At 61.2% G+C, this 23,399-nt stretch carries 21 protein-coding genes and 1 tRNA gene; 11 read left to right on the top strand and 11 right to left on the bottom strand.

Translation table 11 applies throughout. The features are described 5' to 3' along the window. Positions 1–127 precede the first annotated feature (127 nt). The 5 genes from ABAC402_RS28240 to ABAC402_RS28220 all read right to left on the bottom strand — a co-directional run bounded on the left by ABAC402_RS28240 (position 128) and on the right by ABAC402_RS28220 (position 3,600). On the bottom strand, positions 128–1,744 hold the full coding sequence (locus tag ABAC402_RS28240; protein WP_023449083.1) for a sulfotransferase: 1,617 nt from the start codon (positions 1,742–1,744) through the stop codon (positions 128–130). Between the two features lie 5 nt (positions 1,745–1,749). Then, on the bottom strand, positions 1,750–2,076 hold the full coding sequence (locus tag ABAC402_RS40445) for an alpha-L-rhamnosidase C-terminal domain-containing protein (protein ID WP_255346307.1): 327 nt from the start codon (positions 2,074–2,076) through the stop codon (positions 1,750–1,752). Positions 2,077–2,084: 8 nt separating this feature from the next. Then, positions 2,085–2,294: a hypothetical protein gene (locus ABAC402_RS40440; RefSeq protein WP_162148514.1), complete on the bottom strand. Its 210-nt coding sequence runs from the start codon at positions 2,292–2,294 to the stop codon at positions 2,085–2,087. Between the two features lie 386 nt (positions 2,295–2,680). Then, a tRNA-Ala gene (locus ABAC402_RS28225) sits at positions 2,681–2,756 on the bottom strand. A 352-nt stretch (positions 2,757–3,108) separates the two neighbouring features. Beyond that, positions 3,109–3,600: a TIGR02300 family protein gene (locus tag ABAC402_RS28220; RefSeq protein ID WP_023449079.1), complete on the bottom strand. Its 492-nt coding sequence runs from the start codon at positions 3,598–3,600 to the stop codon at positions 3,109–3,111. Between the two features lie 158 nt (positions 3,601–3,758). On the opposite strand from ABAC402_RS28220, the gene ABAC402_RS28215 reads away from it, so the two are divergent. From ABAC402_RS28215 to trxA, 11 genes are all read left to right on the top strand, one after another. Next, on the top strand, positions 3,759–5,024 hold the full coding sequence (locus tag ABAC402_RS28215; protein WP_031235425.1) for a 3-phosphoshikimate 1-carboxyvinyltransferase: 1,266 nt from the start codon (positions 3,759–3,761) through the stop codon (positions 5,022–5,024). 187 nt (positions 5,025–5,211) lie between these two features. Beyond that, the gene (locus tag ABAC402_RS28210; RefSeq protein ID WP_031235424.1) at positions 5,212–5,457 is read left to right on the top strand and encodes a type II toxin-antitoxin system Phd/YefM family antitoxin; all 246 of its coding nucleotides are present in this window, start codon (positions 5,212–5,214) and stop codon (positions 5,455–5,457) included. Then, positions 5,454–5,870 carry a type II toxin-antitoxin system VapC family toxin gene (locus ABAC402_RS28205; protein WP_023449076.1) on the top strand — a complete coding sequence of 139 codons (417 nt, stop codon included), beginning with the start codon at positions 5,454–5,456 and terminating at the stop codon, positions 5,868–5,870. Before ABAC402_RS28210 ends, ABAC402_RS28205 begins: the two co-directional genes overlap by 4 nt. A 232-nt stretch (positions 5,871–6,102) precedes the next feature. Next, positions 6,103–6,726, top strand: coding sequence for a d(CMP) kinase (locus ABAC402_RS28200; protein ID WP_023449075.1), 624 nt, complete (start codon positions 6,103–6,105; stop codon positions 6,724–6,726). A 281-nt stretch (positions 6,727–7,007) separates the two neighbouring features. Next, entirely contained in the window at positions 7,008–8,696 is a 1,689-nt protein-coding gene (gene rpsA, locus ABAC402_RS28195; RefSeq protein ID WP_023449074.1) for a 30S ribosomal protein S1, read from the top strand. A gap of 311 nt (positions 8,697–9,007) precedes the next feature. Beyond that, positions 9,008–9,421: a VOC family protein gene (locus ABAC402_RS28190; protein ID WP_023449073.1), complete on the top strand. Its 414-nt coding sequence runs from the start codon at positions 9,008–9,010 to the stop codon at positions 9,419–9,421. Positions 9,422–9,725: 304 nt separating this feature from the next. Continuing rightward, on the top strand, positions 9,726–10,025 hold the full coding sequence (locus tag ABAC402_RS28185) for an integration host factor subunit beta (RefSeq protein WP_006270967.1): 300 nt from the start codon (positions 9,726–9,728) through the stop codon (positions 10,023–10,025). Positions 10,026–10,046: 21 nt separating this feature from the next. Beyond that, entirely contained in the window at positions 10,047–10,460 is a 414-nt protein-coding gene (mscL, locus tag ABAC402_RS28180; RefSeq protein WP_023449072.1) for a large-conductance mechanosensitive channel protein MscL, read from the top strand. Between the two features lie 201 nt (positions 10,461–10,661). Then, positions 10,662–13,661 carry a double-strand break repair protein AddB gene (gene addB, locus ABAC402_RS28175; protein ID WP_031235423.1) on the top strand — a complete coding sequence of 1,000 codons (3,000 nt, stop codon included), beginning with the start codon at positions 10,662–10,664 and terminating at the stop codon, positions 13,659–13,661. Further along, entirely contained in the window at positions 13,658–17,149 is a 3,492-nt protein-coding gene (addA, locus tag ABAC402_RS28170) for a double-strand break repair helicase AddA (RefSeq protein ID WP_023449070.1), read from the top strand. Before addB ends, addA begins: the two co-directional genes overlap by 4 nt. 64 nt (positions 17,150–17,213) lie before the next feature. After that, complete coding sequence (trxA, locus tag ABAC402_RS28165) at positions 17,214–17,540, top strand: thioredoxin (RefSeq protein WP_023449069.1); 327 nt, start codon at positions 17,214–17,216, stop codon at positions 17,538–17,540. 178 nt (positions 17,541–17,718) lie between these two features. Here trxA and ABAC402_RS28160 read toward each other — a convergent pair whose 3' ends face one another. The 6 genes from ABAC402_RS28160 to ABAC402_RS28135 form a co-directional block, all read right to left on the bottom strand. Then, positions 17,719–19,017, bottom strand: a complete 1,299-nt coding sequence (locus ABAC402_RS28160; protein WP_023449068.1) for a folylpolyglutamate synthase/dihydrofolate synthase family protein — start codon at positions 19,015–19,017, stop codon at positions 17,719–17,721. Between the two features lie 18 nt (positions 19,018–19,035). After that, complete coding sequence (locus ABAC402_RS28155) at positions 19,036–19,440, bottom strand: hypothetical protein (protein WP_031235422.1); 405 nt, start codon at positions 19,438–19,440, stop codon at positions 19,036–19,038. 46 nt (positions 19,441–19,486) lie between these two features. Further along, positions 19,487–20,416, bottom strand: coding sequence for a carboxyl transferase domain-containing protein (locus tag ABAC402_RS28150; RefSeq protein WP_031235421.1), 930 nt, complete (start codon positions 20,414–20,416; stop codon positions 19,487–19,489). A 15-nt stretch (positions 20,417–20,431) separates the two neighbouring features. Next, complete coding sequence (gene trpA / locus ABAC402_RS28145) at positions 20,432–21,319, bottom strand: tryptophan synthase subunit alpha (protein WP_023449065.1); 888 nt, start codon at positions 21,317–21,319, stop codon at positions 20,432–20,434. Continuing rightward, positions 21,316–22,542, bottom strand: a complete 1,227-nt coding sequence (trpB, locus tag ABAC402_RS28140; RefSeq protein ID WP_023449064.1) for a tryptophan synthase subunit beta — start codon at positions 22,540–22,542, stop codon at positions 21,316–21,318. The genes trpA and trpB overlap by 4 nt, the downstream gene beginning before the upstream one ends. A gap of 103 nt (positions 22,543–22,645) precedes the next feature. Continuing rightward, entirely contained in the window at positions 22,646–23,290 is a 645-nt protein-coding gene (locus ABAC402_RS28135; protein ID WP_023449063.1) for a phosphoribosylanthranilate isomerase, read from the bottom strand. Positions 23,291–23,399: the final 109 nt, after the last annotated feature.

The following is a 23,399-nucleotide window of genomic DNA, read 5'->3' as shown; positions in this document are numbered from 1 at the left end:
GAATGTGACATGATTGTGACTGATGGGCTTGCGCGTCAATCGGCAATGGTGCGACGCGAGAATTGGCTTAGACAACGTGACGGAATTGTCACGGAATCGATTACAGAACGGTAAGGTTTCCCTAGAGTTACAACGACTGATTGGCGGTATCCGGGTAATGGTGCAATACGGGACCCAACACCGTTTTCAGCGGCTCCAGCCACGGCTCGAAGCTCTGCCATGCCTCTGTGCCATCCTTAAAAATCGGCTGGCGCACCTGTTCTGACGACGGCGTGCGCACGGCTCGTTCCGTTTCATGAAAGCGCAGGCAGGACTCCTCGAAGTCCAGACCGCAGGCGCTGAGCAGGCCGCGGACCTGGCTTTCCGTATCCTCGACCATGCGTTCATAGATGACGCGGTGGATGCGACCTGGCAGGACGTTGTCAATGTGGGCCATCAGCCGGACATAGTCCCGATAGTAACGACCGAGGTCCGTCAGGTCGTAGCTGAAGGCCTGGCCCTTGGCGAAATGCTGTTTGAAATTGGAGAAACAACATGACAGCGGGTGGCGGCGGGCGTCGACGATCCTGGCATTTGGCAGGATCAGGTGGATAAAGGCGGTGTGAAGCCAGTTGTTCGGCAGCTTGTCGATAAAGAACGGCCGGTCGGTCTTGCGCTGGATGCGGGTACGCTCCAGGTACTCCTCCCCCAGTTCGCGCAGATTGTCGCTCGTCAGACTGGCGAGACGGCGCGGATAGTCGTTCCAGCGTTTGGCCAGGTTGGGGATGTCGGCCAGTTCCGACGTACCTTCGACCTGGCTGTGGCTTGACAGGATCTGCTCTACCAGCGTCGAGCCCGCGCGCGGCATGCCGACGACGAAGATCACATCCGGTGCGGGACAGCCCTTTCCGGCCCGTTCGGCGAAAAACTCCGGCGTGAACAGATTACAGCCTGCCGTGACCAGACGCTCGATGTCGCCGGCGTCATAGTCCAGCCCCCTCTTGCGCAGGGCATTCCCGGCGGCATAGTGCGCAAAGGCGGCCTCCGGCTGTTTGGCGTCTTCCAACGCTTTGCCGAGCGCAAAATCAAGGTGAAAACGGTCCTCGTCGCTGAGATCCGGCGTTTCCAGCGCCGCTTGCATGGCGGTGACATCTTCGGCGGTGAACTTGACGGTTTTCAGGTTGGCCAGGCTCCACCATACCTCGCCCAAATGCGGCGACAGCTCCAGCGCCGTACGATAGGCGGTAACACCCTCGGCGGTCTGGCCGACCGTCTTCAGCATGTGGCCGTAGCTCATCCACACCTTGGGCTGGCGTGGCCACTGTTTCAGCACCTCGCGGTAAAGGACCAGAGCCTCGTCGAACTCGCCAATCCGGCCCAATGCCGCCGCTTTGAGGTTGCTGTAGCCGATATGGTCGGGATCATCGACGATCAGGTGGTTGAGCTCAATGATCGCTTCGCCTGGGCGGTTCTGACGGTAGAGTACTGTGGCCAGGTTGGCGCGGGCAGCGCCGAATTCTGGCGCAATCTCCAGCGCCCGGCGCAGCAGGCCTTCGGAATCCTTCATCCGGCCGATACGCGCTGCCAGCTCGGCCAGCATGCGAATTGCGGCTACATCCAGCGGATGGGCATGCAGATGGCGTTTCAGGATCGGCTCGGCCTCACCCAGTCGGTTATCGTGCAAGGCCAAAGCCGCCTGCATCAGTTGCGGATTGCGCAGCCCTGAGGCGATGGCGCGTTGGGATATGGGTTTTGGAGCCGGCATGGCGCTCAGGTTAGACTTTTTTTCGCCGCTGTGCCTAGCGCAATCCGATAAAGTGGATGCCACTTTTCGGAAAAACTGCGCGGCGAAGCAAATACCCGGAGCAAGATGGCGATTCTATCTGCGCCGTCTCGCTCCTTCCAGACGAACACCCCCGGTAACCCCTCCGGCTTGGCAATCGTCACCTTCAGCCTCTTGGCAGTGTCGTAGCTGTAAGACACAGACACCAGGCCCGACGGTGTGGCCGCCGCCGCGTCCAGTTGCGTCAGACCACCCAGACGGGGCTCGACAACCACGCACCGATATCCGGGCGCGCCTGACTTTATTCCTGCCACCAAACTGATCAGGTCGGCCGTGGGATGGGCGCTCCAGGCATGACTGTCAGAGCGGGTACGGCCCTGCTGCTCCGGCCCTGCTGCTCCGGCCCTGTGCTGAAGTTTAAGGCGGTCAGACCGCGCCAGGTCTGCAACATGCCCTGGTAGCGATCCTCGAGACCGGCGTGTTCGAAAGCGCGAACGAGATACCAAGAGAAATAGTAGCTTGTCTCCAGCATGCCATCGGGGCCTCGATACCCTGCGCCCGCGTAACGCGCATCAGGATGTCCCGGCGCCGCTCCGCTTTGGCCTTAGCGTCGTGGGCGCGAACAGGCTCGCCCACGGCCGTTTCCAGGTCGGCGGCGTCACGCAACGCCCCCAGATACAGCCACGACGTCAGGCATGAGGTCCCGGTGGCCGGATCGAAGGACGGGAATACCTCGCGATCCAATACCGTGTCATCTCATCCCCATGTCATGCGTTACCTTCACCCCTATCGCACGAATCCGGACGGCACGAAATTCAGATGGCGCTCAAGTCCAATGGCACAAGTGTAACCGGACCTGCGGCGTATCCGGATCTGTTTGACGGGAGGGGTGGAAAATTATGACCATCCGGGGCGCGATGGTGGAGCTAAGCGGAGTCGAACCGCTGACCTCTTGAATGCCATTCAAGCGCTCTACCAACTGAGCTATAGCCCCATCTTGGCGATGGTCTGACGGGGGCACCCCCGTTAAGGCGGCGACTTTTATGTCAAGCCTCGCCGCCACGCAAGCCCCTTTTTCAAACATTTTTCCGATTTCTTGTTGATGCCCTGCCAACGGCCAAACAGCACCCGTCGACACTGAAGATGACGACGCAGGCAGCCCATTGTTCGCTTTTCGCCTATGTCGGACGGGTGGGATTGGCGTGCCGCTCGTCGTCGACCTGGCGACCCTGATCCTGATGATGCGTCGTCCGGTACGGTCGGGCGATGTTCCGCGCACGCTGCGAAAACTTTACAGTTTCCATAAGTAAAAAAGGCCGCCGGATCATCCGGCGACCTTTAATGCGTTAGCGGTCTTCGTCATCGGCGCCGGGCAGGCCGTCGATTTCCTCGTCGAAGTCGGCGTCGTCATCGTCTTCCAGGAACGGCACGTCATCGGTGTCGTCATCGTCGACCAGGTCTGCGTCTTCGATATCCATATCAACGGCATCGCCAGGCGCACCGACGCGCGCTGGATCGGCCGGGTCGAGGTTTTCATCTTCGTCAATAAGCAGTGTATCGTCGACCACGACTTCGTCGATTTCGGGGGCAGTTATTTCAGGCTCCTCGTCTTCGTCCTCGCTGATAGCCTTGGCCTTGGCCAGGTCTTCGGTTTCCTCGTCGGTATCCTCATAGTCGGGCGCCGCGGTGCGAACACGCGAACGACGGGTACGGATGGCTTCTTCCGGATCGAATTCGAAGTCGCAGCGCGGGCAGTGCGCCGGGCGTTTGCCAAGATCGTAGAACTTGGCTGTACAATTAGGGCAAATCTGTTTGGTGCCAAGGGCGGGATCAGCCACGTGTCTTCCTTAATCATTCAGAATAGAAAAAAAGCGTTTGCGTTTGGCCCCCTTGCCACTAGATAGGCCTCCTGTCAAAAGGTTAAATCCCGCCCGGTATCAAATTTTCTCGCCGGAATTTTTTGCTGTCCGAACCCAGACCATTCTGCCGACGTTTCATGATACCTGACCCCCCAACTGCCGTAAGACTTGTACCTCCGCGCGACAAGCTCACAGGAAAGATCGCCCTTCCAGGGTCAAAATCGATCACCAATCGGGTCCTGCTGATAGCAGCACTGGCATGCGGCACCAGCCGCATAACCGGCGCGCTCAAGAGCGACGACACCCAGTATATGGCGCGAGCTCTGGAACAACTGGGCGCGAAGGTCGGCGATACCGGTGATACGGAGTTCCTGGTCGAGAGCTCCGGGACACTGATCGCGTCCCAAAACCCTCTGTTTCTTGGCAATGCCGGCACAGCGGTCCGCTTTCTTACCGCCGCAACGGCCAACATCCACGGTAAAAGCGTGCTTACCGGCGATGCCCACATGCAAAAACGTCCGATCGCACCTCTGGTCGCGGCGCTACGCGCTGCCGGCGTCATGGTTGAGGCCTCCACCGGCTGCCCACCCGTCACGGTGAACGGCGAAGGCGGGTTCAAAACCCGGTCGATTGATGTCGATGCCAGCCTGTCGAGCCAGTATGTCTCCGCCCTGATGATGGCGGGAACGGGGGGCGACACCCCGTTCAGCCTGCGCGTAAAGGGCGGCGACATCGGTGCGCGTGGCTATATTGATATCACCCTGGCCTGCATGCGCGACTTTGGTGCTGATATCACCCAAACCGGCCCCCTGAGCTGGGACATCGCCAATCACCCCTATAGGGCGCGCGACTATTGGGTCGAACCCGACGCCAGCGCGGCGACCTATATCTGGGGGATCAATGCTCTGACCGGCGCCAGCCTCGATATCGGCATTGCGCCGGAAGCCATGATGCAGCCGGACGCCAAGGCCTATGATGTCATAAAGCAGTTTCCCGACCTGCCGGCGGTAATCGATGGCAGCCAGATGCAGGACGCCATCCCGACCATCGCCGTCCTGGCCGCCTTCAACAACCGGCCGGTCCGTTTTGTTGGTATTGCCAACCTGCGGGTCAAGGAATGCGACCGGATCAACGCCGTCGCCTCTGAGCTGAACCGGATCCAGCCCGGCCTGGCCGAGGAAATCACCGACGATCTGCTGATTACGCCGGATCGGAACCTGATCGGCCGCACGGTCGAGGTGGATGTCGAGACCTATCACGATCACCGTATCGCCATGTCGTTTGCCCTGGCGGGCCTGGTCATCGGCGGCCTGCGTATTCTCAATCCCGGCTGCACGGCCAAGACCTATCCCGGTTACTGGCGCGACCTGCACAGCGTGGGTGTTGAGATGGCATTCGACTGAGTTTGTCGACTCGCTGGGATCTAGGTAACGAAGTCGGAGTGGATATGCCGGGCGTGGGCTGCATTGCCCGCAGCCATGATCCGGAAGTTAACCCGATCTAACTGTGGCAGCCATACGAAGCGGTTTAGGGCCAGGTTGAGCTTGGATTGTCACGTTTCGCGGGCCATTATGACCATAGTACGTGACCATGGACATAAAAATGGATAATTCGTCTTCAATCGGCGCCGGGGACTTTAAGGCGAAGTGCCTGAAGCTGCTGGATCAGGTCGTCGAAACGCGGCAACCGCTTACGATTACCAAACACGGCAAACCCGTTGCGCGTTTGGTCCCTGTGGAGCCCAAACGCGCATTGTTTGGCGCGTTAAAGGGCAGCGTCTATTACGAGGGTGATATTATTTCCCCGATCGACGCGCCCTGGGACGCGGCCAATTGAGTTTTGTTCTGCTCGACACCCATGTCCTGGTGTGGCTCATCCAAGGCGTCGACCGCCTTTCCCCCGCAAAACGCGAGCGCATTCAACAGGCCGCCAATCGCGATGAGCTTGGCGTTGCGGCCATAACACCTTGGGAAATCGCGATACTGACCGCAAAGGGCCGCCTTGCCTTGCCTATGGATGTGGGTGAGTGGATCAACGCGACCGCACATAGGCTTGGCATTACTGTCGTGCCACTGTCGCCGGAAATCTCAGTCGCCAGTAACCGCTTGCCTGGCGATTTCCATGCTGACCCTGCCGATCGTATGATCGTTGTGACTGCCCGTCATCTGAACGCACTTCTGGTAACCGAAGTCCACACCATTTTCACCTACGCTCAGGCGGGATATGTTCAGGCCGTTTCCGCCAGCTAGAGCGCAATCCGACAAATTGCGCAGCACCTTTCGGATAACGTGCGGGACAAAACAATAACTAAGAGCGGAATACTGATTCCATCAAATCACATTCCGCTCTAAGGCGCCGGCATTTCAGGAAGCATCGGAAACCATCAGGTGCAGGTAGTTAACATTCGTCCCAGAATCTTATGCCGCTCGTCTGGATTGGCAAGGCCTTGCGGCCGGGAGGCCATCGGGCTAAACGCGGCCCATGTCCCACCCGCTCATAATCGCCTTCGATGGACCAGCCGCTTCGGGCAAGGGCACCCTGGCCTCGGTGATTGCCGCTGACTACGGCCTGCCGTTCCTGGATACCGGCCTGCTGTACCGGGCTGCTGGCTATCTTGCAGACGTCGAGGGCATCGACCCGGCGCAGGCCGCTGCGCGTATTACCCCTGAACTTTTGGCCGACGAGGCCCTGCGTGGTCGTGTGGCCGGAGAGCGCGCCTCCCAGGTCGCCGCCCTTCCCGCCGTCCGCGCGGCGCTGAAACAGTTCCAGATCGACTTCGCCTATCAGCCTTCGGGCGCCGTCCTTGATGGTCGCGATATCGGCACCGTCATCGCTCCGGACGCCACGGTGAAACTCTTCGTCACCGCCACGCCGGAGATACGGGCTAACCGCCGCTGGAAGCAACTGGTCAAAAGCAATCCAGGCCTGACGTTCGAAGACGTTCTGAGCGATATCCGAATTCGCGACGAACGTGATTCGTCGCGGTCAAGTGCCCCCCTGGAAAAAGCTGGCGATGCCCTCTTGCTGGACACCTCCGACTTGGGTATAGAAGCGGCCATCGCGGCTGCGCGATCCCTTGTGAAAGACCGTTGTGGCGACATCTGACGCCAAATTCCAACGTCGGTCTATTGAGGCACACACAACAGGGACGTCTTTGGAGCGCAAGCACTTCCCGAAAAGTGGCTACCACTTTTCGGATAAGAAGTGCGACCACTAACGGTGGAAGCTCGCAGTCTACCCCTTGGGGCCCGGCATAAGCCTGCCTCCCAAATATCCTTTTGAAAAATCCAAAGCCGCACCCCGTGCGAACGCCTCTGCGCCCTTGCCTCAAAAGGTGCGCAGGGACTCCCGTTTGACGGACACGCGCCAACACACCAAGAGATTACATGAGCGAATACAACCCCTCGCGTGAAGATTTCGCCGCCCTGCTCGACGAATCGATGCACGGCCGCGACATGCTCGAAGGCCAGGTCATCCACGGCCTGATCGTCGCAGTCGATAAGGACTATGTCACGGTCGATGTCGGTCTGAAGACCGAAGGCCGCGTTTCCCTGAAGGAATTCGGCACCGAAGGTTCGGCGCTGAAGGTCGGCGACACCGTCGAAGTCTATCTGGAACGCGTCGAGAACGCCATGGGCGAAGCCGTTATCTCACGCGAAAAGGCCCGTCGTGAAGAAGCCTGGACTCGTCTGGAAGCCATCTTTAACCGAGGCGAACCGGTCATGGGCACCATTGTCGGCCGCGTCAAGGGCGGCTTTACCGTTGATATGGACGGCGCTTCCGGCTTCCTGCCTGGCAGCCAGGTCGATATCCGTCCGGTGCGCGACGTCGCGCCTCTGATGGGCAAGGAACAGCCCTTCGCCATCCTGAAGATGGACCGCCCGCGCGGCAATATCGTCGTGTCGCGCCGCGCTATTCTGGAAGAAGCCCGTGCCGAACAGCGCACTGAACTGGTTGGCCAGCTGGCCGAGGGCGAAATCCGCGACGGTGTTGTCAAGAACATCACCGACTACGGCGCGTTCGTCGACCTGGGCGGCATCGATGGCCTGCTGCACGTCACCGACATGTCGTGGAAGCGCGTTTCGCACCCGTCGCAAGTCCTCAACGTCGGCGACGCGGTCCGTGTCCAGATCATCAAGATCAATCCGGACACACAACGCATTTCGCTGGGCATGAAGCAGCTCCAGAGCGACCCGTGGGAAAACGTCGACACCAAGTATCCGGTCGGCGGCAAGTTCTCGGGCCGTATCACGAACATCACCGACTACGGCGCTTTCGTCGAACTGGAATCGGGCGTCGAAGGCCTGGTCCACGTGTCGGAAATGTCCTGGACCAAGAAGAACGTCCACCCGGGCAAGATCGTCTCCACCTCTCAAGAGGTTGAGGTTGTCGTCCTCGAAGTCGATGCCTCCAAGCGCCGCGTGTCGCTCGGCCTGAAGCAGGCCCAGGAAAACCCCTGGGATCAGTTCCTGCGTCAGCACCCGATCGGCTCGACCATCGAAGGCGAAGTCAAGAACGCGACCGAATTCGGTCTGTTCGTCGGCTTCGAAAACGACATCGACGGCATGGTGCACCTGTCCGACCTCGACTGGAATGTTCCGGGCGAAGAAGCTATCGGCCGTTACAAGAAGGGCGATGTCGTCAAGTCCAAGGTTCTGGATGTCGATGTTGACAAGGAGCGCATCTCGCTGGGCATTAAGCAGCTCGGCAACGATCCGATGACGGGCGACACCTTCAAGAAGGGCCAGACCGTTACCGTAACTGTGACCGAAGTCACCACGGGCGGTATCGAGGTCAGGTTCGGCGAAGATGACGCGCCCATGTCTGCCTTCGTCCGCAAGTCGGACCTTTCGCGCGACCGCAACGAACAGCGTGTCGAGCGCTTCGCCGTCGGCGACCGCATTGACGCCCAGGTTACCAATATCGATAAGGCGGCCCGCAAGGTCTCCGTCTCGATCAAGGCCCTGGAAATGTCAGCTGAAAAGGAAGCCATCGAACAGTACGGCTCGCAGGATTCCGGCGCTTCGCTGGGTGACATCCTGGGCGCCGCCCTGCGCGACAAGCAAGGGTCCTAGGAGCTAGCACCCGGAATCGCTACGGTGTTTACGCACTAAAGCGCAATCCGATAAAGTGGGCACCACTTTTCGGAAAAATTGCGCCAAGATAAAAACTTAGAGCGGGGTTTTGATTCCATCAAAACTCATCCCGCCCTAAAGCGATAACTTATAAACTCATAAGAAGCCGGAGCCGCAAGGTTCCGGTTTTTTTATGTACGAATGTCCCTCCCGAGGCCCAGTTTCCTGCTGTCAGATTTTTATCGGGGGATTATGTAGCTTGCGCCGGGCGCGTTCGTTCTCAGCCAGCAGCCAACACATAGGAGCTTATCATGACCGACACCCCCGTTATTGATCCCGCCCTGTACAACGGCGTCATCGCCTATCTTAATGTCGTCGGCGCCGCCGACGCCGCCGAGTTCTACAAGAAGGCATTCGAGGCAGAGGAACTGAACCGCATGCCGGCCGACGATGGTCGCCTGATGCACTGCCATCTCAAGATCCATGGTGGCTCGCTCATGCTTTCCGATGCCTTCCCCGAGTTCGGCTATCCGCACCAGCCGTCGCACAGCTTCACCATGATGATTGTCGACGACGTGATCGACCCCTGGTGGACCCGCGCCGTCGAGGCCGGCTGCGAGGTGGTATCGGAACTGAAGGTCGAATTCTGGGGCGATCGCTTCGGCACCTTAAAGGACCCTTACGGTGTCCACTGGGCGTTCAACGAGCCGCAGAAAACGACCTGAGCCCTCTTCGCTACCGGAAAAATACCAATCTATTCCTTTTTGGCAGACGACGTAGTTAATGCTGCGGCTGCTTCGTTTAAGTCACAGGATCAAAAGGTTTTTTCGAATTGTTTGCAGATGCGAAACTTAGGTGATATGCGTCGTGGTTTGACGCGTGGCGAATCCGCGCACAATCTTCCCAAAAGTTGAAAAAACTTCAGTTTGGTAGCGGTATCAGCACGTTAATTTATCGACAACCCCTTGAACATGCTTTAATTTTCGATCATGCTCATTATTCCAGGTTCACTTGCTGGGGGAGAGACCAATGCTGAAATCGGAACTGATTGAACGTTTGGCTTCCGAATACCCGCACCTGACGCAAAAAGACGTCGAGCGGGCGGTCAATCTTATTCTCGAATCGATGATCTCCACCCTTGAAAAGGGCGGTCGCGTCGAACTGCGTGGCTTCGGCGCCTTGTCGGTCCGCTCGCGGCCGGCCCGTGCGGGTCGCAATCCCCGCACCGGCGAGGCGGTCAACGTACCGGCCAAACACGTTCCCTTCTTCAAGAGCGGTAAGGAGCTGCGAGAGCGCCTCAACCTCGGCGGCGACGATAACGAGGACTAACTCCAGACTGAGACTGAGGCCATGAGTATTGTTTCTGAATTCAAGACCTTTATGTTGCGCGGCAATGTCATCGACCTGGCGGTCGGTGTTGTCATCGGCGCGGCCTTTGGCAAGATCGTGACCTCTCTGGTCGAAAACATCATCATGCCGCCGATCGGCGTGGTTACCGGCGGTGTTGACTTTTCCGACCTGAAATGGGTCCTGGTCCCGGCCAATGCCGCCACCGGCGCGACCGAAGCCGCTATCTCCTACGGCTTGTTCATCAACACCCTGATCCAGTTCCTGATCGTCGGCACAGCCATCTTCCTGGTGGTCAAGGCGATCAACAAGCTGATGCCGCCACCGCCGGCGGCTCCCCCGGCCCCGACCGGCCCGTCACAGGAAGAACTGCTGGCCGGCATTCTGGCCGAGCTGAAGAAAAAGAACGCGGGGTAGAGCCCCTCTCCCCGCTCGCGGGGAGAGGTTAGGGTGAGGGGCATGCGGACCATACGGTTTCTCGAAATCATCCTACAAGCCCCTCAGGCTCGCCGCCCCGCGCCGATCGCCTTCTCTTCGTTCGGCTCTCGTCCTCTCCCCGCAAGCGGGGAGAGGTAAAAAGCGGTGCATCTCAACACCGACTCACGCCATTTAGTCGCCATGAGCGATGATCTCTTTGCGCCGTCAGCGGACCCGCGCTGGTTCACCATTCCGTCGGGACGGCCGTTCCTCGACGACCTGGCGCGTGGCCTGTGCCGGTCGCTGGGTAAAGACCTCCCCGAAGCCCAGATTCTTACCCCGACCCGGCGCGGCGCCCGCGCCATGGCCCGGGCCTTTTCCACACAGACCCGCGGCGGCGCCCTGCTGCTGCCCCAGATCCGCGCCATCGGCGATCTCGACGAAGGCGAACCACCCTTCGACCTCGAAGCCCTGGGTCTGGACTTGCCGTCGGCCATCTCGTCCCTGCGTCGCCGCTTCGAGCTGGCCCGGCTGATCACCGAACACTACAGGGGTCTGGAAGGCCGCAATGTCTCGGGCAAGCTGGCCCTGGAACTGGCCGATAGCCTGGCCAAGTTCTTCGACTCCCTGGCCCTCGAAGAGGTCGACGCCACCGATCGGTTGCACAGCCTGGTCACCGGCCAGGGCGGTGATCAATACAGCCTCGATAGCTGGGCGCAGCACTGGCAGGTCTCGGCACGGTTCCTGTCCATCGCTGTCGAAGCCTGGCCCAAACGACTCGACGAACTGGGCATGATGGATCCATCCCAACGCCAGGTGACGCTGATACGCCGCCTGATTGATCAGTGGACGGAGCATCCGCCCAAAACGCCCCTGATCCTGGCCGGCACCACTGGATCGGCGCCGTCCACCGCCGATCTGGCCAAGGTCGTCGCCGCGGCCTCTATGGGTGCCGTGGTCCTGCCCGGGCTCGATCTGTCCCTGGCCGACGATGCCTGGGACCAGATCGAGGAGTCCCACCCCCAGGGCACGATGAAGCGGTTGCTGGACCGCCACCACGTCCCACGCGCCACTGTCCGCGTCTGGCCGGTGTCGCTGGAGACGGACAGCCGCAAGTCCAATGCCCGTCGCCGCCTGCTCAACGAAGCCCTGCGCCCGGCCGAGGCCACCAAGGACTGGCGCGACCAGATCGCCGCCCTGCGCGCCGAAAGCGCCGCCGCGATCAGCGACGGCCTCGATGGTCTGACCGAGATCAACGCCGCCCGCGACGAAGAAGCGGCTACCGTCATCGCCCTGCTGATGCGCGAGACACTGGAAACGCCGGGCAAGACGGTGGCCCTGGTGACGCCCGATCTGACCCTGGCGCGGCGCGTGTCGGCGCGGCTGACACGATGGGGCCTGCAGGCCGATTCCTCCGCCGGTGAGCCCCTGGCCAACAGTCTCACCGGCCGCTTCCTCCTCGACCTGATGACCCTGCTGCAAACCCCGTGCGACCCCGTCGCCATCCTGTCGCTATGGGGCCATCCCGCCTGCATTTTCGCCACTGAACCTGGACGCACCCAGGTCGAGATGTACGGTCTGCGTGGCGCCACACCCAACGATATGGACTCGGTCCGCGCCGCCTTGGTGGAGCGTAACAAGGACACCGACCTGTGGGATCGCTACGCCGCGGCCATCCTGCCGGTCGCCAAGATGCCGATCTCCGACCTCGGCGACGCCGCGACCCGCATTACCCGCCTGGCGGAAAGCTTAAGTCTCGACGACGGCCAGGCCCTGTGGGCGGGGGCGGCCGGGGCCAGCGCCGCCGAACTGCTGGCAGGGCTGATCCGTGAAGGTACCGGCTACACCGTCGAAACCCTGCGCGATGTTGCCGATATCCTGGGTCAATTGATCCGCAACGGCAAGGTCCGCACCGGTGGCAACACCCATCCGCGGCTGCTCATCCTGGGGGCCATCGAGGCCCGCATGGTCACGGCCGATCGGCTGATCCTGGCCGGGCTGGAAGAAGGTGTGTGGCCCCAGGCGCCCGATCTTGACCCCTTCCTGTCGCGGCCGATGCGCGCAGCCCTTGGCCTGCCCTCGCCGGAGCGCCGTACCGGCCTGTCGGCCCACGACTTCGTCCAGGCCGCCTCGGCGCCGGAAACCTTCCTGGTGACCCGCCACCGCCGTGAGGGCGAACCCCAGGTGCAGTCGCGCTGGCTATGGCGGCTGCAAACCCTGTGCAAAGGCGCCAAGGTCGATATCCCCAGCGATGGCAGGTGGCTGGACTGGGCGCGCGCGCTGGATCGTGGCCTGAGCAACAAACCGCCGGCGCTGAAACCCGCGGTGCGGCCCAACCCCAAGCCGCCGGTCGAGGCGCGGCCCAAAAAGCTGTCGGTCACCGAGGTCGAGGTCTTCATCCGCGACCCTTACGCCATCTACGCCAAGCACGTCCTGGCCCTAAGGCCGCTGGATCGGCCCAACGAGCCCGTCGAAGGGCGTCAGCGCGGCACCGCCATCCACAAGAGCCTGGAGCGCTTCGTCACCGAAGATACCCAGCTTGGTAAGGCCGGCATCGACCGCCTGTGCGACCTGCTGCACGAGGAACTGGCGGCCACCCGCCTCTCGCCGGCGCAGATGGCGCTGCAAAAGCCGCTGCTGCCCGGCATGGCGGCTGAATTTATCCGCTTCGAAGCTGATCGGCGTGCCCACCGCCCGAAGTTGCATATCGAACAGCGCGGCGAACTGAAGATCGGCGACTTCACGCTGGTAGCCAAGGCCGACCGCATCGAACTGCGCGACGATGGCGTCGATATTCTCGATTTCAAGACCGGCCCCGCCCCCTCTGCCAAGGCCGTGGCAGCCGGCTTCTATCCGCAACTCACCCTGACGGCGGCCATCCTGAAACAGGGTGGCTTTGCCGACATCCGCGCCGACCGCCCCTTGGGCGACCTGCTCTATGTCCGGGTGGCGCCGGATGTCACCAAGCCACAATCGGCCGTACAGAAGGGCCTCTTCGCCCATGATCTGGCCGATGCGGCGCTCAGCAGCCTGCGCCGGCGAATCTTCGCCTATGCCGAAGTCGACAAGGGCTATCTGTCGTGGACCGCGCCGCAGTTCCTCAAGACCCGAGCCGGCGACTACGACCAGTTGGCGCGGCTGTACGAATGGTATGTTCTGGGCACGGAAGACGCCGAAGACACCGCGGAGGAGGAGGTATGAATGCCAATCCGCAAAATACAGCCGCCGATCCGAAGGCGTCGTGCTTCCTGACCGCCAATGCCGGATCGGGCAAGACCTCCACCCTGGTCAACCGCGTGGCGCGATTGCTGCTCAGCCGAGCCGATCCGGCGCATATCCTGTGCGTCACCTACACCAAGGCCGCCGCCGCCGAAATGCAGGATCGCCTGTTCCAACAGTTGGGAGGCTGGGCCGTTGCCGAGGACGATGAGCTGATCGACGACCTGGAACGCATCGGTGAGCCGACCCACGATCTGCCGCGCGCCCGGGCCCTGTTCGCCAGGGCGCTGGAGACACCGGGCGGGCTGAAGATCCAGACCATCCACGCCTTTTGTGAAAAGCTACTGCGCCGGTTTCCGCTCGAAGCGCAGCTGTCGCCGGCCTTCAAGGTGTTGGACGATCTGCTCGCCGACGACCTGGCGGACAAGGCCAGCACCGCCGTCCTGACCCTGGACGCGCCCGGTCTCGAAGCTGTCGCTGAGACGCGCGACCGTTTGATCCGTAAGCTGAAGGTCATGGGTTTCGAGAAGCTGCTGGGCCAGTTCATCCATCAGCACGATGCCCTGCAGGAGCGTTATAGACATCTCGAAAGCCAATCGGAGGACTGGCAGACCGCCCTGTTTCACAGCTTGGGTCTGGACGGTGTCTGCACGACGCAAGAATGCCTCGACGCCTACGCCGACACCCTGGAATGGCACCTCCTGGAAGATCTCGGTCAGACGCTTCTGAGCGGGACTACCGCCACCAACCAAAAGGCCGGCCAGGCCTTCCTGGACCTGTATGAAAGCAAGATTTCCGGCCGGCCGTTCGAATTCGAAGACATCCGGGGCATCTTCCTGACGCAAGCCGGCACGCCGCGCAAAAATATCTACACCAAGGGTACCGCCCCGGCCGATGCGCGCTATCTCGACCGCATGGCCGAGGAGGTTGTGGCCCTTGCCGACCGGCTGAAGGCGGTGGAAATCGCCAGCAACACGCTGGATGCCCTGCGGTTGTTTGAAATTTTCAGCTTTGTGTACCAGCGCGAAAAGCGCGGTGAAGGCGCGCTCGATTTCACCGACCTGATCAACCGCACTAAAGATCTGCTGCGCGACCCGGACCAGGCAGCGTGGGTGTTGTACAAACTGGACGGCGGCCTCGACCATATCCTGGTCGACGAGGCTCAGGACACCTCGGAAGAACAATGGATCATTGTCGATGCCCTGTCGTCGGACTTCTTTTCCGGAGAAGGTGTCACACGCGCGATTCGCACCCTGTTCGCCGTCGGTGACGAGAAGCAGTCCATCTATGGCTTCCAGGGCGCCGACCCGCGCGAGTTCCTCAAGGCCCGCGCCCAGATCAGCCAGCGCGCCCACGACGGCGGTGCCAATCTGGTCGAGCCGCAATTAATCGACTCCTGGCGGTCCTTGCCGGAAATCCTGGGCTTTGTCGATGCGGTTTTCAAGGCCGATGATGTCCAGCGCGCGTTGAATTTTTCTTCCGACCCGATCCAACATATCGCGCGCCGCAGCGATGCGCCGGGCGTGGTGGAGCTGTGGCCCATGGCCCGGCCGATCGCTGCCGCGGAAACCACCGCTGATGATGAGGACGAACAGGCGGCGTTGGACGATCCCGGTCGCAACCCACCCTCCAAGCGCCTGGCCAAACAGATTGCCGCCACCATCCGGTCCGAGATCGCCGCCGGACGCACCATCTATGACAAGGACTTAAAACGCCGCCGCACCGTCCATGCCGGTGATGTCCTGATCCTGGTGCGCAAGCGCGACCACCTGTTCGAGCATATCATCCGTGAACTGAAGGTCTCCGGAGTTGCCGTTTCCGGCGCCGACCGGCTGAAGCTGGGCGACCACATCGCTTTCCAGGACCTGCGCGCGCTCTTGCGGGTGTGCCTGCAGCCGATGGATGCCCTGTCCCTGGCCTGCGTCCTGCGCTCGCCGCTCTGCGACCTGTCGGAACAGGACCTGTTCGACCTGGCCCACGACCGGCAAATGCCGCTTTGGTCCGCCCTGCTGCACCACCCGGCCACGGAAGGGCCGGTTCATGACGCCCGTATCTTCCTGCTGTGGGCGCAGAAGGCCGCCTGGCAACTGACCGCCTTCGACTTTCTGGCGCGTGTATTGAACCGCCGCGATCTTGCCGGCCGCAGCGTTCGCCAGCGCTTCCTGACACGACTGGGCGACGAATGCGAAGACGTGCTGGACGAAACCCTGGCCCTGGCGCTGAAAGGCGAGGGCTCCGGGGCCGTGGGCCTGAGCGCCTGTCTCGACCTGTTCGAATTTCAGGCTTCGCAGATCAAACGCGAACAGGAGGAGGGCGGTCACGCCGTCCGGGTGATGACGGTGCACGGCTCCAAGGGGCTGGAAGCGCATTGGGTCATCGTCCCGATCGGGCCGCAGTATGGCGCGCGCAAGGAAGATCTGATCCTGACTGGCGAAGACGGCCAGATGTATCTCTGCGCCGGCGGCAAGAAGGCCGATACGGCGGTGACGGCCGATATCCGCGACAGCCGCGCTTTGCGGGAAGAGCAGGAAAGCCTGCGGCTCTTCTACGTCGCCCTGACCCGGTCGCGCGACCGGTTGACGGTCTGCGCCTATACGGGCACCAAGCCGGCGACCGCCGGCAACTTCCCGTCATGGTACGACCTGGCGTCGGACGCCTTTGATCGGCTGGAGACCACCTCCGAGGTGATGCCTCTGGTCAATCCATTCGACGAAGGCGAAGCATATGAAGAGGCCCTGGTCCGGGTTTACGGCGAACACAGCGAGGCCTTGCCGGCTGAGTCGCGGATTCGTGAGCGCGAAATCCCCCTGCCGGAATTTGTCCTGGCCATGGTCACCCATGACGATATCGAGACCGAGCGCTGGGCAGCCATTTCGCAGATGGGCGATGAGGACCGCACTGAGGCCGAAATCGCACCATCACCGTTGCAGTCCCTGGGGAATCTGAGCCGGTACCGTCGCGGCAACCTGATCCACAAGCTGTTCGAAATCCTGCCCGATATCGCACCGGACAACCGTGAAGCCGTCGCCGGCCGTTATCTCAATCGCCAGGCCGACCTGAGCGACGACCAGCGCAGCGAGATGATGGGCGCGGTCATGGCTGTGCTCGACGATGCCCGCTTTGCCGAGGCCTTCGGGCCGCAATCACGACCGGAAGTCGCTCTGGCGGGTCAGATCGGGCTCAATGCGCGTGGCGAGGCCATCATGCTGTCGGGCCGCATCGACCGTCTGGTTGTCACCGCCGATCGCGTCCTGATCATCGATTACAAGTCCAATCGCCCGGCGCCCGACCGCGCCGAAGATGCCGCGGTAGCCTATCAGCGCCAAATGGCTGGCTATGTCGCCCTGCTACGTCAGGTCTATGCCGACCGGGCGGTCGAAGCCGCCTTGCTGTGGACCGACGGGCCGCGCCTGACGCCGATGTCGCAGACATTAGTCCAACTGAGGCTGGAAGAGATTCTTTCTCGCTGAGGCTTGCGTTGATTTCACCTGCGACACCTCCTACATTCGTGACAAAGATTGAAAGGAGCCAACTATGGCGACGCATAAAATTACCGACGAGAGCTTTGAGGCCGATGTGCTGAAATCCGATACGCCGGTTCTGGTGGACTTCTGGGCCGAATGGTGTGGGCCGTGTAAGCAGATTGCCCCTATCCTGGAAGAGTTGGCGGAAGGCCTGGGCAGCAAGATCAAGATCGTCAAGTTGAATATCGAGGACAGCCCGATGACGCCGTCGCGCTTCGGCGTCCGTGGCATTCCGACGATGATGCTGTTCAAGAACGGTCAGATGACGGCGATGAAGGTCGGCGCCCTGCCGAAGGCCAAGCTGCTGGAATGGCTTAACGAATCAGGCGTGGGTTAAGCCTTATTTTACCTCTCCCCGCCTGCGGGGAGAGGACGAGAGCGGAACGAAGTGAACGCGATCGGGTGAGGGGCGGCGAGCCTGAGGGGCCTGTAGAGGACGGAGTTCTCGGAAGACGCCCCTGCCCCTCACCCTAACCTCTCCCCGTGAAGAACGGGGAGAGGGGTTTCTACAGCGCTCATCTCGGCCACGTCTTCTTCGACATGGCCAGCACATCCCCCGCCAGATACAGCGAACCGCAGATCAACACACGGCAAGGCTCAGCTGGTAAAGACTTGATAACCTGCAAAGGGCTCTCGGCGGAAAACGCCCTGAGCCCTTTTGCTCTCGCAGCCTGAGCCAATACGTCAGGCGCGATCACCGCCTCGCTGGAGAAACCAACGCAGGCAAGGTCGGCCTCCACCCCGGCAAAAGCGGCGAAAAACTCACCAGCATCCTTGGTGTTAATCAGCCCGCAGATCAGGTGCAACGGCTTGGCATCCCGCGCCTGCATCCGGTCTAAAAAATCGCGCAAAGCCCGCGCTGCATGGGGGTTATGCCCGCCATCCAGCCACAGATCCGACCCGTGGGGCAGGGCGTCGAACAACGGCCCGGCTTTCAGTGCCTGCAACCGTCCCGGCCACACCGCGGTCTGCAATCCCGCGTCAATGGCTTCCGGCGACCAGTCCAACAGCCGCGCCGCCTTGATGGCGACCGCGGCATTGCCAATCTGATGCTCGCCTGGCAAACGCGGCAATGACAAATCCAGCAGGGCGTCCTCGTCCTGAAACACCAACCGATCGCCTTCGCGCCAGGCGTCGAAACCTTCACCGGCAAATTCCAACGCTACATTCAATTTCAAAGCCTGCCGCTCCAGCGCGGCGCGGGCCTCATCGGCCTGGCGCGCCGACACGGCCGGCACACCGCGCTTGAAGATACCCGCCTTTTCCCGGGCTATCTGGGACAACTCTTCGCCCAGGAAGTCCTTGTGGTCGTAATCGATCGGCGTAATCAAGGTCAGCTTCGGCCGGACCACAATATTGGTCGCGTCCAGATTCCCGCCCAGCCCGGTCTCCAGCAGCAACAGGTCGGCCGGTGTTTCCGAAAAGGCCAGAAACGCCGCCGCCGTCGTAGCTTCGAAGAAGGTCAGGGGTTCGCCACCATTGGCCTTTTCAACGCGGTCCAGCGCATCGGCTAAGGTCTCGTCGGAAATCAGCGTCCCGGCCAGGCGTATGCGTTCGGCAAACCGCACGAGATGCGGTGACGTATAGACATGGGCACAAAGCTCTTGCGCCTCCGCCATGGCGCGCAGCAGGGCCAGGGTCGAACCCTTGCCGTTGGTACCGGCGACATGGACCACGGGCGGCAGCCGGTCCTGCGGATTGCCCAAGGCCTCGCACACCCGCAGCATACGGTCGAGGTTCAGGTCGATCCGCTTGGGATGCAAGGCTTTCAGGCGCTCCAGCGGCGCATCGAACGGCAGCAGGCGATCGGTCATGACGCCGGTTTAGGACGATTAGAAGTGCGTGTCGAGCGCGACGACAGCATCCTTGTCCGGCCGGCGGATCAGCCAGGCCACGAGGGCACACCCAGCCGCCCAAAGACTATACAGGATCAGGTCCTTGACCAGGTCCGGATTGCCACCCAGGCTGACCAGCAGGATGTAGGCAAGTCCCGCGCAGCCACCTGCCAGTGTGTAGGACACAAGACCGTGCCGTTTGAGCGCGTAGAGCACTGCGTGTCCGGGCAGACCGACCGGCACCGCCAGCAAGGCGACTATGAAAGATCCAAAAAACAACAACGTGCCGTAACCGTCATTCAATTCCGGATCGGGATTTTCAGAGACCAGGCCGGTAAAGGGAAGCGCAACCGCCGTACTCAGCACAGCGCCCAAACCCAACCCGGCCAAGCTTTTCAGCACGCGCGTTGCTTTGATCTCTATCGCCATCGCCCCCCGGCCGCTCCGCTTAGGCCGCCTTACGACGGCCGCCCATCAGCATCGACATCAGCGCACCCAGCACTTCCGGCAGTTCGGAGCGCGGCACCACACGGTCGACCATACCCTTTTCGACCAGGTACTCCGAACGCTGGAAGCCCTCCGGCAGTTTTTCGCGGATAGTGGTTTCGATAACGCGCGGACCGGCGAAACCGATCAGGGCGCCCGGCTCGGCCAGGTGAATATCGCCCAGCATCGCGTACGAAGCGGTCACCCCACCGGTGGTCGGGTCGGTCAGAACAACGATATAGGGCAGTTGCGCCGCCTTCAGTTCCTGGATCGCCAGGGTGGTGCGCGCCATTTGCATCAGAGACAAGGCGCCTTCCTGCATGCGGGCACCGCCGGCGGCCGTAAAGGCTACCATCGGGCATTTGCGCGCCACGGCCTGGCGTGCGGCGGCGATAAAGCCTTCACCCGCCGCCATGCCCAACGACCCGCCCATAAAGGCGAAATCCTGGACCAGCACGACGCAGGGCGTGCCCTGAACCACACCGAAGCCGGCCGCCATGGTGTCCTGTTCGCCGGTCGCGGCGCGCGCCGCCTTCAGGCGTTCGGAATAGGGCTTGCCGTCGGAAAAATGCAGCGGGTCTTCGTGGACTCCCGGCAGGGGCAGATCTTCCCAGCGGCCGTCGTCAAAGGTGAACTTCATCCGCGCGTCGGGACCGATGCGCATATGGCGGCCCGAAGGGGTCACCCACATGGCCGCTTCCAGGTCCGAGCGGTAAATCATATCGCCGGTGTCGGGGTCCTTGACCCAGAGATTCTCAGGCGTTTCGCGCCGGCTGACCAGCTTGGAGACGCCAGGGGCGATCTTGGCCAGCCAGCCTCCGCGTTCGCGGCGTTCAGGTGGTTTCGCCGTCATGGGCAGTTTTGGACCCTTGGTCGTGTCAGCCATAGCCATACTATCTGCTACTCCTTAACGCGCCGAATGCACAGCCTGAGCCAAAATTGCGACCTTTTCCAGCACTTTCGCTTTGGCGACGTGTGATTCGGGTAACTTTTTTGTTGCCTCCAGCGCTTCGCTCCCTGAGAGCGCATTGGTATGCTCTAACGCTTCGCTTCTTGAGAGCGCTAACTTGATTTCGTCAACAAGTGCTGAACCGACGACAGCGGCGTCTGAAATTCGCGCCACGGCAGCCGCCTGCTCGGGCGAGCGAATGCCGAAACCAACCGCCACCGGCAGTTGCGCCGCGTCCTGGACCTTGCGGACCTCGCCGGCGATCGCGGAGGCATCAACGGCCTTGACGCCCGTCACGCCGGTGACCGAGACGTAATAGACAAAGCCGCGTGTCCGCTTGACCAGAGTCTTGAGACGCTCGGTATCGCTGGTCGGCGTGACGAGGCGTATCAAGGCAACGTCCTGCGCATCCAGGGCGTCCGCCAGTCCGTCGGCCTCTTCCGGCGGACAGTCGACGACGATCATGCCGTCGGCCCCGACCTGAGCCATCTTCGCCGCCCAGGCTTCGTAGCCCAGAAATTCGACCGGGTTCATGTAACCCATCAAAATGAGCGGTGTGGTCTCATCGACCTCACGAAAACGGCGGACCAGTTCGAAGACGTCCCGGATCTTGGTTCCGGCCTTGAGCGACCGTTCCGCGGCGTGCTGAATGGTCGGACCTTCGGCCATCGGATCGGAAAACGGGAAGCCCAGTTCGATCAGGTCGGCGCCGGCCGCTGGCAACCCCTTCAGGATCTCGAACGTCGTGTCGAGGTCGGGGTCCCCCGCCATGATGTAGGCTATAAAGGCCGCCTGGTTCTTCGCTTTCAGACCGGCAAAGACGGCATCGATACGTGAAACGGTCATGCGCTGATCCTTCCCAGGCCAAGATGCTTCGACACGGTGGCGATATCCTTGTCGCCGCGACCAGACAGGTTCAACACAATGATGCCGTCCTTGCCGATCTCGCGCGCGAGCTCACCCACACGGGCGATAGCGTGCGCCGATTCCAGGGCCGGGATGATGCCCTCCAGCTTCGACGTGAGCTGAAAAGCTTCCAGTGCCTCGGCGTCGGTCGCCGTGATGTAACGGGCCCTGCCGGTCTTGAACAGGTGGGCATGCTCTGGCCCGATGCCGGGATAGTCCAGCCCGGCCGAGATGGAATGGCCCTCCAGGATCTGGCCGTCGTCGTCCTGCAGCAGGTAGGTACGGTTGCCGTGCAACACGCCCGGACGGCCGCCGTTCAGCGAAGCGGAGTGACCGTTATAGACCTCAAGCCCATGGCCTGCGGCTTCGACGCCGACGATTTTTACGCTTTCGTCGTCGATGAAGGGGTGGAACATGCCAATGGCGTTGGACCCGCCGCCGATACAGGCGATGACGGCATCGGGCAGGCGGCCTTCCTGTTCCAGGATCTGCTGGCGGGTTTCCTTGCCGATGATGGTCTGGAAATCGCGGACCATTTCCGGGTAGGGATGCATGCCAGCCGCCGTTCCGATCATGTAATAGGTGTCGTCGACATTTGTCACCCAGTCACGCAGGGCTTCATTCAGGGCATCCTTTAGCGTGCCGTTGCCGGCCGTGACCGGCGTAACCTCAGCCCCCATCAACTTCATGCGAAAAACGTTGGGGGCCTGCCGCTCGACATCGGTCGCGCCCATATAGACGACAAGGGGCAGATCAAACTTGGCGCACACGGTCGCCGAAGCGACACCGTGCTGGCCGGCGCCGGTTTCGGCGATGATCCGGGTCCGGCCCATGCGTTTGGCCAACAGGATCTGGCCGATGCAGTTGTTGATCTTGTGCGCGCCAGTGTGGTTCAGCTCTTCACGTTTGAAGTAGATTTTTGCGCCACCATGGTGGGCGGTAAGGCGCTCAGCCAGATACAGCGGCGACGGACGGCCGACAAAGTGCTTCAGCAGGCTGTGATACTGCGCCCAGAAACCCGGATCACTCTTGGCGCTTTGCCAGGCGGCGGTCAGCTCCAGCACCAGCGGCATCAGGGTCTCAGGCACATAGAGACCGCCGAATTCCCCGAACCGGCCTTTCGAATCCGGCTGGGAATAGGTGTTGAGACGCAGATCGTTCACTGCAAAGGGTCCTTATCTTGGCTCGACATTTACTCTGGCGGATACGTCTGTCACGCACCATCAGATCAAGCGAGGCATGGTTCCGGCTTAAAGAAAGAAGGGTTTATAGCGACTTTACGGTCTTAAGGAAGACGGAAATAAGCTCTTCATCCTTAACGCCAGGCGAGGATTCAACCCCTGAGGAGACATCCACCATCGAAGCTGCACTCAATTGGAGAGCATCGGCGATATTTTCGCTCGTCAGGCCCCCGGCCAGGAACCACGGCCGGGACCCCCTCCAGCTGCGCATCAGGCTCCAGTCAAAACTTATTCCCAATCCGCCTGGCAGGGCGGCGTCTTTCGGCGTCTTGGCGTCAAAAAGCAGATGCTCGGTGTCATAGGCCGCAGCTGCGGCTATGTCCCTGGCCGTTTCGACGCTGATCGCCTTGATCACAGGCAAACCAAAGCGCCGGCGCACCTCGGCCGTCCGCTCGGGCGTCTCATGACCATGCAGTTGGATCATATCCGGCCGGACCGAATCCGTAATTGTCCGCAATAGTTCATCATCAGGGTTAACAACGACGCATACCAGCGGTGTTAAAATACCCTCTTCGCGAATCGCATGCATCAGCTGTGCCATTGACTCAAGTGTCAAATGGCGCGGACTTTTCGCGAAATGGATGAAGCCGAGGTAATCCGCGCCACCTTGTGCGGCCACGTTTGCAGCCCCAAGCGAAGAAATCCCGCATATTTTCGACAAAACAGTCATAATTCCCTGCTGTAGGTCAAACCTTCAGCAAAAATCAACAAATCGATTTTAATTTTGTCTATTAACAAAGCTGGCGCGCGCAACAGCCAGTTGTCAAAAGTGTTTTGAG

This window comes from Asticcacaulis sp. AC402 (assembly GCF_000495835.1).
Classification (GTDB): Bacteria; Pseudomonadota; Alphaproteobacteria; order Caulobacterales; family Caulobacteraceae; genus Asticcacaulis.
Note: the sequence above shows the minus strand (reverse complement) of the source record. Positions and strands in the feature narration are given on the sequence as shown.